This window comes from Myxococcaceae bacterium JPH2 (genome assembly GCA_016458225.1).
Classification (GTDB): domain Bacteria; phylum Myxococcota; class Myxococcia; order Myxococcales; family Myxococcaceae; genus Citreicoccus.
In genome coordinates, this window is record JAEMGR010000003.1 from 112,289 (window position 1) to 124,805 (window position 12,517).

General features: G+C 68.5%; 9 protein-coding genes. 6 read left to right on the forward strand and 3 right to left on the reverse strand.

The window, feature by feature from the left end:
• Positions 1–618: 618 nt before the first annotated feature.
• Positions 619–2,145, forward strand: coding sequence for an aldehyde dehydrogenase (locus JGU66_05200; GenBank protein ID MBJ6760148.1), 1,527 nt, complete (start codon positions 619–621; stop codon positions 2,143–2,145).
• A 10-nt stretch (positions 2,146–2,155) separates the two neighbouring features.
• On the forward strand, positions 2,156–2,545 hold the full coding sequence (locus JGU66_05205; GenBank protein ID MBJ6760149.1) for a DUF779 domain-containing protein: 390 nt from the start codon (positions 2,156–2,158) through the stop codon (positions 2,543–2,545).
• A gap of 18 nt (positions 2,546–2,563) precedes the next feature.
• Here JGU66_05205 and JGU66_05210 read toward each other — a convergent pair whose 3' ends face one another.
• Positions 2,564–5,248, reverse strand: coding sequence for a GAF domain-containing protein (locus JGU66_05210; GenBank protein MBJ6760150.1), 2,685 nt, complete (start codon positions 5,246–5,248; stop codon positions 2,564–2,566).
• Between the two features lie 360 nt (positions 5,249–5,608).
• Here JGU66_05210 and JGU66_05215 point away from each other — a divergent pair, with 360 nt between their 5' ends.
• Positions 5,609–6,262, forward strand: coding sequence for a peptidoglycan-binding protein (locus tag JGU66_05215; GenBank protein MBJ6760151.1), 654 nt, complete (start codon positions 5,609–5,611; stop codon positions 6,260–6,262).
• 20 nt (positions 6,263–6,282) lie between these two features.
• On the forward strand, positions 6,283–8,232 hold the full coding sequence (locus JGU66_05220; protein ID MBJ6760152.1) for a hypothetical protein: 1,950 nt from the start codon (positions 6,283–6,285) through the stop codon (positions 8,230–8,232).
• A 6-nt stretch (positions 8,233–8,238) separates the two neighbouring features.
• On the opposite strand, the gene JGU66_05225 is transcribed toward JGU66_05220, so the two are convergent.
• The gene (locus JGU66_05225; GenBank protein ID MBJ6760153.1) at positions 8,239–8,763 is read right to left on the reverse strand and encodes a response regulator; all 525 of its coding nucleotides are present in this window, start codon (positions 8,761–8,763) and stop codon (positions 8,239–8,241) included.
• A gap of 13 nt (positions 8,764–8,776) precedes the next feature.
• Between JGU66_05225 and JGU66_05230 the strand changes: the two genes are divergently transcribed.
• Both JGU66_05230 and JGU66_05235 read left to right on the forward strand, forming a co-directional pair.
• The gene (locus JGU66_05230) at positions 8,777–10,123 is read left to right on the forward strand and encodes a short-chain fatty acid transporter (protein ID MBJ6760154.1); all 1,347 of its coding nucleotides are present in this window, start codon (positions 8,777–8,779) and stop codon (positions 10,121–10,123) included.
• An 85-nt stretch (positions 10,124–10,208) separates the two neighbouring features.
• Positions 10,209–10,718: a hypothetical protein gene (locus JGU66_05235; GenBank protein MBJ6760155.1), complete on the forward strand. Its 510-nt coding sequence runs from the start codon at positions 10,209–10,211 to the stop codon at positions 10,716–10,718.
• Between the two features lie 84 nt (positions 10,719–10,802).
• Here JGU66_05235 and JGU66_05240 read toward each other — a convergent pair whose 3' ends face one another.
• Positions 10,803–12,476, reverse strand: coding sequence for a DUF4397 domain-containing protein (locus JGU66_05240; GenBank protein MBJ6760156.1), 1,674 nt, complete (start codon positions 12,474–12,476; stop codon positions 10,803–10,805).
• Between the last annotated feature and the right edge of the window lie 41 nt (positions 12,477–12,517).

The window sequence follows — 12,517 nt, forward strand, 5'->3', positions numbered from 1 at the left end:
ATTGCTCACCAACAAATGCTCTGCCCGTCAATACGCTACCCAAGTTTCAACCCACGCTCTGCGCAGTCTCGGCAGATGGCGACCGACATGCTGTGGCATATCGTTGCGCAAGCGGGGTTGATGGGCCACTCAACTCTCAGTGGGCAAAGCCAATCTCTGCCTTGGGAGGCGCAGAGTCCTGAGAAACTTGGCCGTGGCAAAGGCGCCAAGCTACATCAAGACTGAACGGCGATAGAATGACCCCATCGCAGTGGCATTGGATGTGAATGGTGAGGGGATGTTCCAGGAGCCAGCGAAGGAGTCCCGACAAGACAACAGCAAAAAAGACAACAATTACCGAGTTCATACGGTCTCCGGTGCAGTCAGACCTTCTTGGGAAGCGTTCTGACAGTGGGAGCCGAGAAATGCTCTTCCTGGCGCAGGAAGCCAACGGCACTCTCATCCCGGAGCTTTGTTTTTGGGTGAACACTTTCACGCCCAGGCCTGCTCGCTGACAGCCCGCAGCACGCGTTCGCGCGGCTTCTGATCACCACCGAACAGGGTCGGACATGTGTTGAACGCTGATCGCGTGGGCCCCTGCCTATCGTGCGGACCTCCATCCAACTCGGGAGTCCCCGCATGTCGACGGTCTACGAAGCGCCGGGTCAGAAGGGCAGCAAGGCGCAGTTCAAGAGCCGCTACGGAAACTACATCGGCGGGGAGTTCGTCCCACCCGTGCGCGGGCAGTACTTCGAGAACATCAGCCCCGTCACCGGCAAGCCCTTCTGCGAAGTGCCGCGCTCCACCCACGAGGACATCGAGAAGGCCCTCGACGCCGCCCACAAGGCCAAGGACTCCTGGGGCCGCACCTCCGTCACCGAGCGCTCGGACATCCTTTTGCGCATCGCGGACCGCATGCAGAAGAACCTGGAGATGCTCGCCGTCGCCGAGACCTGGGACAACGGCAAGCCCGTGCGCGAGACCCTCGCCGCCGACCTGCCCCTCGCCATCGACCACTTCCGCTACTTCGCCGGCGTCATCCGCGCCCAGGAAGGCTCGCTCGGCCAGATTGACGAGAACACCGTCGCGTACCACTTCAAGGAGCCGCTCGGCGTCGTGGGGCAGATCATCCCCTGGAACTTCCCGCTCCTCATGGCGGCCTGGAAGATGGCCCCCGCGCTCGCCGCCGGCAACTGCGTGGTGCTCAAGCCCGCCGAGCAGACCCCCGCCACCATCCTGGTCCTCATGGAGCTGGTCGGCGACCTGCTCCCCCCCGGCGTCATCAACGTCGTGAATGGCTTTGGCATCGAGGCCGGCAAGCCGCTCGCCAGCAGCAAGCGCGTGGCCAAGGTGGCCTTCACCGGTGAGACGACCACCGGCCGCCTCATCATGCAGTACGCGTCCGAGAACCTCATCCCCGTGACGCTGGAGCTGGGCGGCAAGTCCCCCAACATCTTCTTCGAGGACGTCTTCGCCAAGGACGATGACTTCGCCCAGAAGGCCCTCGAGGGCTTCACCATGTTTGCCCTCAACCAGGGCGAGGTCTGCACGTGTCCCTCGCGCGCCCTCGTCGCCGAGCGCATCTACGACGACTTCATGCAGAAGGCCGTCGAGCGCACGCGCAAGGTGGTGCAGGGCAACCCGCTCGACCCGGAGACGATGATTGGCGCGCAGGCCTCCAACGACCAGTTGGAGAAGATCCTCGCGTACATCGACATCGGCAAGAAGGAGGGCGCCAAGCTGCTCACCGGCGGCGGACGCAAGACGCTGCCCGGCTCGCTGGCCGAGGGCTACTACGTCGAGCCCACCATCTTCGAAGGCCACAACAAGATGCGCGTCTTCCAGGAGGAGATCTTCGGCCCCGTCGTGTCCGTGGCGAAGTTCAAGGACGCGCAGGACGCGCTCGCCATGGCCAATGACACGCTCTACGGCTTGGGCGCGGGCGTGTGGACGCGCGACACGCAGACCGCCTACCGCATGGGCCGCGCCATCCAGGCCGGCCGCGTCTGGGTGAACTGCTACCACCTGTATCCGGCGCACGCGGCCTTCGGTGGCTACAAGCAGTCGGGCATCGGGCGCGAGACGCACCACATGATGCTCAATCACTACCAACAGACGAAGAACCTGCTCGTCAGCTACGACCCGAAGCCCATGGGCTTCTTCTGAGCCACCGCCCATGCGCGTCCCGCGCGTCGATGTGACGCCCACCGCCGAGGCCCTGCTCCGCAAGATGCAGGGCCTCCACGGCGCACTGATGTTCCACCAGTCCGGAGGCTGCTGCGACGGCAGCGCGCCCATGTGCTTCCCCCGAGGCGACTTCATCGTGGGCCAGGAGGACGTGTACCTGGGCACCATCGTGGACACGCCCTTCTACATCTCGGGGCCGCAGTTCGAGTACTGGCGGCACACGCACCTCACCGTGGACGTGGTGCCGGGCCGAGGCAGCGGCTTCTCCGTCGAGGCTCCCGAAGGCGTGCGCTTCCTCATCCGCTCGCGCGTCTTCACGGATGACGAGTACCGCGCCCTCCAGCAGCAGGGACCTCCGCCCCGAGGCCCCCAGCCCTGACGCTTCCGCCGCCCGGCCTCACGCGCCGGGCGGCGGGGCACACGGCAGATGCACGGTGAAGGTGGCACCCTGCCCCGGCAGGCTCGCCACCTCGATGCGCCCACCCAGCGCCTCCACGATTTGACGGCTGATGTAGAGCCCGAGCCCCAGGCCGCCGTAGTTCCGCTCGGACACCGCGCGCTCGAAGCGCCCGAACAACCGAGGCAGCGCGTCCGCGGGGATGCCAATCCCCTCGTCGCGCACCTCGACCCAGGCCTCGCCTCGCTCGCCCCGGCCCGTGCTCACCCGCACGGGCCGACCCGCGCCGTACTTCGCCGCGTTGGTGAGCAGGTTCACCAGCACCTGGTCCAACCGCAGCGCATCCCACTGACCTCGCAGTGGCTCGCGCGTCTCCACCGACACGGGGCACCGCGCCTGCGCGAAGACCTCGCCCAGCCGGTCCACCGCGTCGCGCGCGGCCTGCGCCAGGTCCACCTCCGTGGGCTCCAGCGACAGGTTCCCCAAAGACAGACGGCTCACGTCCAACAGGTTGTCCACCAGCGCGGTGAGTCGCTGCACCTGCCGCATCGCCGTGGTCAGCCGCAGCCCCACCTGCGAGCCCGTGTCCGGCCCCAGCGCCCGCTCGATGAGCCCGTGCTGGAGGATGAGGCTGGTGAGCGGGGTCTTCAATTCATGGCTCGCGACGGAGAGGAACTCGTCTCGCATCCGCACCGCCGCCTGCGCCTGCGCGTGCGCGGCCTGGAGCGCCTCGTACAGCTCGGCGCGCTCCAGCGCCTGCGCGCACTGCCGCGCCAGCGCATCCAGGAAGGTGCGCTCCGCGGCCGTGAAGTTCCGGGTCGCCTCCCAGCCGAGCAGCAGGTAGCCCAGCACCCGCGACTCGGTCATCAGCGGCAACGCCGCGCGCGCGCCCTCGCCCGTGGACTCCGTCGCGGAGGACTCCTCGGGGTGCTCGGCGTGGATGACCGCCCGCGAGGAGAACCACAAGGACTCGCGCCGCGCCTCCACGCGCGCCAGCATGGGCGTCGCGGCCACCGTCTGGAGCATCTGGAGGCGCTCCTGCATGACGGGGCCGTAGCCCGCGAGCCGCAGGGGACGCACCCGCCCCACCGCGTCTCGCATCAGCACCGCGCCACGCACGGCGCCGCTGGCCTGCAATCCCTCTCGCACCAGCACGTCCGCCACGTCCTCGGCGGTGACCGCGCGAGACAGCGCCGCGGTGACGGACTGGAGCCGCTCGGTGCGAGCCTGCGCCTCGCGCGCCTCCGCGTACAGCAGGGCATGGTCCGCCGCCAGGCTTGCGCGCCGGGCCAGCTCCATCGCCAGCGCGAGGTCCGCTTCCGAGTAGCGCCGCCCGCCGTCTTCCACCACGAAGCTCACGCACCCCAGCACGCGCCCACGCGCGCGCAGCGGCACCACCATGAGCCCACGCAGGCCCCACGCGCGCAGCAGCGACAGATGCTCAGCGTCCCGGGCGAGCGCGTCGCGCTGTGCCTCGGTCAAATCGGGGAGGAACCAGGGCTGACCCGCGCGAAGCACCTCCGCGACGTCGCCCTCGGGCCCCGCGCCGAGCGGCCAACGTCGCCCCATCTCTCGCGCAATCGCCCCGCGCTCCGGGTCGCGATGCGACAGCGCCACCCGCTCCACCGCTCCGTCCTCGGTGAGCAGGTCCACCGCGCAGCCGTCCGCGAGCCTCGGCACCGCCAGCTCCGTCAGCCGTTGCAGCAGCGGGCGACACTCCAGCGACGAGGACAGCACCTCGCCCGCGTGCTCCATGAACGCGAAGCGATCCTCGGCCGCCTTGCGCTCTCGGAGGTCCTGCACCACGACGGCGCGGTAGGCCACTCGCCCGTCCGCGCCGCGCAGCGCCACCGCGTCCACCAGCACCGGGAAGTGGACGCCGTTGCGCTGCACGCGCACCTGCTCGTAGGTGTGGTGCCCTCGGTCCAGCGTGATGGCGAGCTGCGCGGGGAAGGCCTCCCAGGACTTCGCGGACATCAGCGCGCGCACCGGCACGCCGATGAGGTCCGCGGGACAGTCGTAGCCGTGCATGCGCGCGTAGGCGGCATTGACCGCGTCGAGCAGCCCCGTCTCGGGGTCCACGCTCGCCATGCCCAGCGCCGCGTGCGCGAAGAGTCGCTCCCAGCCGTCGAGCGCGCGCGCCTGCCGCGCCATGCCCTCTTCCAGCACCTCGGCGCGCTGGAGGGCACGCACCTGGGACGTGACCTCCACCACCGCCATCAACACGCCATCCACCTGCCCCTCGGCGTCGCGCAGGGGCTGGCACAGCATGTCGAAGAGGGCCTCATCGAGCTGGCCGTCTCCGTGTCGGTCCAACGCCACGGGGAACGCATCGCCGACGAAGGGCTCGCCCGTGCGCAGCACGCCCTCAATCATGTTCATCACGCGAGGCTGTGCCGCGACCTCCGGCAGCACGACGCGCAAGGGCAGCCCCAGTGAGATGCCCCGCCCCACGAACTTCTCCGCGCGCGTGTTCACCAACTCAAAGACAAGGTCGGGGCCCCGCAACAACACCAACGCCACCGGCGCCTGCATGAGCAGGGAATGAAAGGGCGCCAGCGAGCCGGGCCATGCCTCGGCCGCCGAGGCCATGGCGCGAGCCAGCGCCTCCACCGAGCCGGAGGCGTGCTCGGGGATGGACTCCGGGGTGGGGACCACCGGCGGGACTGGGGAGAGAACCGACATGGGGCGTCCCAGATAATGACGCCAGCCACGCGGCTCCGACGACTGGAGGCCCCCTCGCGCGGCCCAACTGTCATCCAGACAACCTCGCAGACTGCTGGAAGAGCAGGCGCCCCGGGGCATGAACCACCGCGTCATGGCGCCGGGCGCGTCTCTCCAGAACGCGCCCGCGTTCCTTCCGTACGCGCGCCGCGCATCCGCCACCGCGGGCCGGGCCTCGCGGACTTGCCCCTCGCGTCGCCTCGGGCAGTTCGCCGCGCCTCCGACACGACAGGTCCTCTCCTGGCGATTCCCCACCCCACTCCCAAGAGCACCCGCGCCACGCGCGCGCGTGAGGCATGTCGCATGCAGTGCGAATGTTTCATGGGGAACAGATTGCAGACGGGCACGCGCCACACCGTGCTCGCCGGGGAAAGCATCGAGAGCCTCGCCTACGACTCGGGGCACGTGGGCACCACGCTCTGGAACCACGCGGAGAACGAGGCCCTCCGCCAGAAAGGCCGAGACCCCAACGCGCTCGCGGAAGGTGACGAGGTCTTCATCCCGCCGTTTCGCGAGAAGCAGGTCGCGGTCAGAACGGGCGCGCTCCATAAATTCACGCGTCGGGGCGTGCCCTCGGTGCTGCGCTTCCTTCCGCTTGTCTTTGGACAGCCCTTGCCACACACGCCCTTCACGGTCGTGGTGGATGGCAAGGAGACCACGGGCAAGACGACCGACAAGGGCCTCGTGCAGTGCTTCATCCGCCCCGATGCGCCGCGCGCCACCGTGCTCGTGGGCGAGGAGCCCGTCGTCCTCACCTATGAGCTGGACCTGAGACTGCTGGCGCCCGTGGAGCTGCCACACGGCACCCTCACGCGGCTGCGCAACCTGGGGCTCTATGACGGCCCGCTGGAGAATCCGCCGGAGGACGCGCTGCCGAGCGCCCTGCGCCGCTTCCAGGAGCAGCAGGGACTTCCCTCCACGGGTGAGCTGGACGCACGCACCCGCGAAACCCTCCTCGCGCGCCACGGGCGCTGAGCCACCCACCGAGCCCACCCATGATTCAAATCTCAGTCGCGCAGAAGGGCGCCGTGCCCGCCAAGCTGACGGAGGCCAAGGCCCAGGCCACCGCGTGGCTCACCGAGTACAACCAGTTCGCGGCCTCGGGCCTCTCGGCGGACAAGATCGCCGAGAACCAGGCCAAGTTCCTCAAGGAGCTGGAGATCACCTCGGAGAGCTATGCGCCCACCGCGGTCAAGGTCCAGCTCGTCACCTGCCACCATGGGAAGTGCGCGTATTGCGAGACGCGCATCATCCACAACCACTACGGCGACGTGGAGCACTTCCGCCCCAAGAAGGGCGTCACCATCTACGACAAGACCGGCAAGATGGCGACCATTCCAGACGCGTACTTCTGGCGCGCGTTCGATTGGAACAACCTCTTCCTGTCCTGTGGCGTCTGCAACGAGCAGTACAAGAAGAACTATTTCGCGCTCCTGCCGGACCTCAGCCCCACCGATATCGAGCGACACTACGCGGGCGTGGGTCCCTTGACGAAGCAGGTCATCGCGGACCGACGTCAGAGCCCCGCGAACCCCAACCTCGTCGAGCATGCGGTCCTCATCGATCCAGGAATCGATGATCCCCGGGTGCTCCTGCGCTTCAACCCGGAGAACGGCGAGGCCCAACCCAGTCCGCTCATCCAACTGGCGAACGGGGACAAGAACCTCGCGTTCGCGCGCACGCACAAGACCATCGAGGTCATGGGGCTGAACCGGCCCGCGCTGCTCGCGGAGCGCAAGCAGCACCTCCAGGGCCTGCACCTGCTCCTGATGCCCATCCTCAATGACTGGCACGCGCTCGTGGCCTTCGCGCAGTTCGGCGCGTTGATTGAGCAGAAGAAGCTCCCCATGCCTCCCCGCTCGGACCCGTACGCCGGTGCCCTCGCGCAGGCGTCGGCGGCCGTGAAGAAGCAGAGCCCGAACTCGGCGGCCTCCCTGGCCTTCGACCGGCTCGTCGAGGCCATTCAGCCCTGGGCCGAGTACTCGGCGCTCGCGCTGGACGCAGTCACCCTGTGGAGCATGGTGGAGTACAAGAAGCTGAGCGCCGCGCAGTCCGTCCAGGCCACGACGCAGGCCTCCGCGGGGAGCGCGCAGATTGGCGCCACGCATACCCTGACCCCTCGGATTCCCGAGACCTTGCTCAAGACGCTGGTGATGCAGTTCCCAGACTACCGGCAGGTGGTCGCGGCCTATTGCAAACACCGCTGGGCCGCGGGCGACGAGGACAAGGAGGAGCAGGCCGACTTGCGCCGCGAGTTGCATGGGGAGATGAACTCGCTCATCGACGACTATGAGCACCGGTGGACGGCGTTCGATCGGCGCCTCAAGGAGTTCAACACCCAGGAAGCCATGCTCCGCCACAAGTACCTCAAGGACGAGGTGGAGAACTATCAAGCGGACCTGGCTCGAGGCCTCGAGGACGCGGTGGATGAGCCCCATCTCCTCGACTGTCTGAAGACCGTGAGCACGGCGCTCACCCCCATCTTCGGGCAGATGCTCGCGAGCAAGAACCTGGACCAGGCCAAGGCGCTCGTCGCGCATCACCGCAAGGTCCTGGAGACGGAGATCCCCGCGTTCTATGCGGCGAGGCTCAAGATCGCGGAGACGCAGCTCGCGCCCACGAAGTCGATGACCCACTGGCAGAAACAGCACGGGTTCTTCATGGAGCGGCTGGACCACACGCTCGGAGCGGCATCGCTCGACAAGTTCAAGAAGGACTTCCTGGAGGAGTCCGAGGATGACTTCATGGACCTCTACGAGCACCTCACGGATCTCATCGTCCGCTACCGGCTCGGGGACCTCTACAACAAGACCTCGAGCAACCGCGCGGATCCGCTGAAGGAGGGGATCCAAGAGATGCTCGTGCAGATCCGCACCCTCGCGGCGGGCAAGCCCATCGCCAAGCTCGCGGAGATGAAGCAGATCAACGGCATCAGCATTCGCTGAACGGCTTCAGCCGCGTCGCGCGGCGGCGAGCGCCTGGTGGACCTTCTCCAGCAGCGTCTGGATGTCGAAGGGCTTCTGGAGGAACTCCAGCTCGGGGAACTTCCGGCGCAGGAGGCTCACGTCCACCGCGCTCATCCCCAGGAGCGCCAGGTCCCGCAGTCTGGGATTGGCTCGAATGGCTTCCACCAAGGCCGGCCCATCCAACACCGGCATCATCCAGTCCGTCAGCACCAGGTCGGGCGTGTCTCGCTCCAGATGCGCCAGGGCCTCACGGCCGTGCGCGGCGCAGAGGACTCGAAAGCCTTCGTCGCGGAGGAGATCCGCCACCGCCTCGAGGATGCCCTGCTCGTCCTCCACCACCAGCACCGTGACGCGCCCTGCTGTCTCCGAAGCTCTCAGCTCATCCAAGACACACCCGCTTCCCCTCCCCCAGCTTCGGGTCCCGCTCCTCCCGCTGTTCGGCAGAGGACATGACGCTGGCTCATACCGTAAAAGGTCGAGACTCGCCTCTGTCGCGCACCGGCGAGCCATGGGAGCGCGCACCGTGGAAACCCTCGTCCGCTTCGCCGAAGGACTCGGCCGCTTCTCCGCCCGATTCGTCCCCAGCGCCTTCGCCATCGCCGTGCTGCTCACCCTGCTCACCATGGGGTTGGCCTTCGGCTGGGCAGGGGCCACGCCTCCCGCCATCCTCGATGGCTGGGGAGGCGGTTTCTGGGAGCTGCTCACCTTCTCCATGCAGATGGCCCTGGTCATGTTCACCGGCTACCTGCTGGCCCTCACCGCCCCGGTGAAGCGACTGCTGGAGCTCGTGGCCGGACTGGCGCACACCCCGCGCGGCGCCACCGCCCTCATGGCCCTGGTCTCCATGGGACTGGCCTACATCAACTGGGGACTCTCGCTCGTCGCCAGCGCCATGCTCGTGCGCTTCATCGCGCGGCGACGCCCCGACGTGGACTACCGACTCCTGGTCGCATGCGCCTACTTCGGCATGGGCGCCACCTGGCACGCGGGCCTGTCCGCCTCCGCGCCCCTGCTCGTGGCCACGCCCGGGCACTTCCTCCAGAAGCAGCTCGGCATCATCCCCATCGACCGCACCCTCTTCTCCGCGTTCAACCTGGGCCTCACCGCCGCCTCCGTCACGCTGCTCACCGCCCTGGCGTGGGCGCTCCACCCCAGCCCCGGCCGCGCCGTGCACGTGGATCCCGCCGTGCTGGAGAAGCTCAGCGACTTCGTCCCGCCCGAGCGTCCTCCAGGGAAGCTGGCCCCCGCGGTGTGGTTGGACCACTCGCGATGGCTCAACACCACGTTCGGTGTGCTCGGGCTCGCGTGGCTGGGCCACACGCTGTGGCTCAACGGTGGCTGGCGCGCGCTCAACCTCAACGTGGTGAACTTCACCTTCCTCACGTTGGCGGTGCTGCTGCACGGCACGCCCGCGCGACTCTTGAAGGCCAGCGAAGAAGCCGGCGGCGTGCTGCACGGCATCGTGCTCCAGTTCCCGCTGTATGCCGGCATCTACGGCATCTTCAAGGCGACGGGACTCACCGACAGGATTGGCGAGCTGTTCGTCTCGCTCTCCACGCAGAAGACGTTCCCCGCCATCGTCTATCTCTACAGCGGCGTGGTGAACTACTTCGTCCCCTCGGGCGGCTCCAAGTGGGCCATCGAGGCGCCCTACCTGCTGGACGCCGCGAGCCGCCTGGGCGTGTCTCCTGAGAAGGTCGTGCTCGCCTACGCATGGGGCGACATGGCCACCGACCTCATCCAGCCCTTCTGGGCGCTGCCCCTGCTCGCGGTGGCGCGCTTGGAGTTCAAGGACATCCTCGGCTTCCTCCTGGTGGCCTTCCTCGCCTACCTGCCGCTGGTGACGCTGGGCTTCTTCCTCTTCGGGTAGGAAGGGGGCTCGGAAATCGTGCTAGACCACGCGCTGTGGCCGGATGTGGGCCGGCCCGCAATCACAAACGAGGGGACCCCAATCCATGAAGAAGACCCTGATGCGGAGCGTGGTGTGCGCGGTGGTGGGCCTGGCGTCGGCGGCGATGGCGCAGGACGCGGCGGCGCCCGAGGCACCCAAGGAGCAGGTGAAGGCACCGAGCGCGGACGCCGTGCGCGATACCTGGAACTACTTCTACAAGGGCCAGGGTCAGGGTCCCATCCTCGTGGAGGCCAAGCTGTGCACCGAGGTGGCCAAGGAAGGCCCCAACAAGTTCGAGTGCACCGCCGAGGTGGGCGCCGAGGGCGTGAAGGCCGGCACCTCCGTCATGCTGTGGCAGAGCTACCTGGTGCCGCAGGGTGACTCGGTGGAGGACCTGCTGGTGCAGGTGAAGCAGGGCAACGTGGTGCGCGAGACCAAGGACGTGAAGGTGAAGGGCGACGGCTGGCGCGCGCGGCAGTGGACCGGCGTGCGGCTCAACAAGCCCGGCGCGTGGACCGTGAACATCATGCGCGGTGACACCGTCCTCAAGGAGGTCCAGGTCAAGGTGCTGTAATCCCAGCGCCGCTGGACTGAATCACACGACGCCCGCCTGGGACCCGACACGGCCCCGCGCGGGCGTTCCCATTTCGCGCGATGACTACGGCGCCACGTAGCCCGCCTGCGCCGCCGAGGTGGCCCACTGTGGCGTACGCGTGTTGATGAGGCGGTGTTGCAACACCAGACTCCCGCTCGTCGCGTCCGCGTCTCCCAGGAGCACCACGAAGCTGGGCGCCACGGGCCGCGCGCCCGTCGCGTAGCGCTCGAACGGCGTCGTGCCCGCTGCGGACTTGATGCCGAAATAGGAGAACGGCGCGCCCGCCGCGGGCGTTACCACGGGAGGCTCGAACGCCGCTCCCGCCGCCGGCCCGGTCACCGAGGCATACGCCGCGCCCGAGAACACGGGCGTGAAGGCTCCACGCGACGTCCCATCCGACGCGAGCGCGTAGTACCCGAAGTCGAGCGGCTCCGGCACGGTGGGCGAGGCATTGACGAAGCGCACGAGCGGGCGCGCCAACGGCTCCGGCTCGAAGGACTCGGGGATGAGCGTGAGCCGAGGGCTCGCCTCCTGACGTCCGCTCACCACGGCCAGATAGCGGCGCCCCGCCTCCAACGGCCCCGTCTGCGTCTCGGGCACCACCGTGGTGCTTCCTCCCGAGAGCACGACGGAGAGCGCCAGCCCCGTGGACGCGGCGGGCAGCTCGGCGACCTTGGGGAGCTGGCCGTAGCGGAAGTCATTGGCCACCACCGCGCCCGAGCGCAGCGCGGACAACCGAGGCGCCGCCGAGCCCGTGGCGGGCAGCACCGCGTTGAAGAAGTACACGAGCGGATCCCGCTTCACGCGCACGAAGCCGTCCTCGCCCGCGCGAATCCAGAGCAGCGATGGCGCGCCCTCGTCCGCGAGCGACCGCGCGACATTGCCGGTGAGCACCGCGAAATAGCTCGCCCCCGCGACGAGCGCCCCATCCCGCAGCGAGAAGAAGAGCTTGCCGCTCTGAGAGGGAATGAACGTCGGCTCACCCGACACCGCCAGCCGCGTGAGCGTCGAGGGCAGAGACTTGCCCTCGGGCGTCGAGTCCACGCCATATGGATTCGTGGTCGCGTACACGGTCGCGCCCAGCTCATCGGTGAAGTTGCGGTTGTCGGAATCCACGGGCCCGGCCACGAAGTCCGCGGACACGAAGCGGACGCGCACCCTGCCCGAGTCGACCGCGCCGAACGCCTCGGTCAACGCCAACGCGCGAGGACGGTCCGACGCATCCGGGGCCCCCGCGGGCAAAAGCCCCGCGCCCACCAGCGTCAGGTGTTGCCCCGCATGCAGCTCCGCGGTGGTCGTCGCCAAAGGCTCGGCGCTCGCCACGGCATCCGCGTCCCGCAGCGTGAAGCGCACCGTTCCTCCCGCCGCCGGGATCTCCACCGAGGCATACACGGTCACCGCCGAGTCCCCCGGCTTCACCGCCGAGAACACCTTCACGTCGTCCGCATAGACATCCACGCGGAACGGCTCCCACGCCGCGTTGTCCGCCGTGCCGCTGCGCAGGCCCGAGAACACATGGACGAAGCGCACGAGCGCGCGCGCCGAGGGCACCCCTCCCCCACAGCCACCATCCGCGCCGGGCACGCCTCCATCCGCGCAGGTGCCCGCGTCCACGCCCCCATCGCCCAGCCCCGCGTCGACGGTGCCCGCGTCGGGAGTGCTCGCATCGACTCCGCCCGCGTCGGGCGAGCCCGCGTCCCCGTGCCCCGCATCCACTGACTCGGGTGGCTTTGGCACGGGGACCGCTGTGCACCTCTCTTCACGACAGGCCCAGACCT

Excerpts from the sequence above, each read along its gene's own strand:
- JGU66_05200 (MBJ6760148.1), top strand. The coding sequence starts at position 619 with ATGTCGACGGTCTACGAAGCGCCGGGTCAGAAGGGCAGCAAGGCGCAG.
- JGU66_05205 (MBJ6760149.1), top strand. The coding sequence starts at position 2,156 with ATGCGCGTCCCGCGCGTCGATGTGACGCCCACCGCCGAGGCCCTGCTC.
- JGU66_05210 (MBJ6760150.1), bottom strand. The coding sequence starts at position 5,248 with ATGTCGGTTCTCTCCCCAGTCCCGCCGGTGGTCCCCACCCCGGAGTCC.
- JGU66_05215 (MBJ6760151.1), top strand. The coding sequence starts at position 5,609 with ATGGGGAACAGATTGCAGACGGGCACGCGCCACACCGTGCTCGCCGGG.
- JGU66_05220 (MBJ6760152.1), top strand. The coding sequence starts at position 6,283 with ATGATTCAAATCTCAGTCGCGCAGAAGGGCGCCGTGCCCGCCAAGCTG.
- JGU66_05225 (MBJ6760153.1), bottom strand. The coding sequence starts at position 8,763 with ATGGCTCGCCGGTGCGCGACAGAGGCGAGTCTCGACCTTTTACGGTAT.
- JGU66_05235 (MBJ6760155.1), top strand. The coding sequence starts at position 10,209 with ATGAAGAAGACCCTGATGCGGAGCGTGGTGTGCGCGGTGGTGGGCCTG.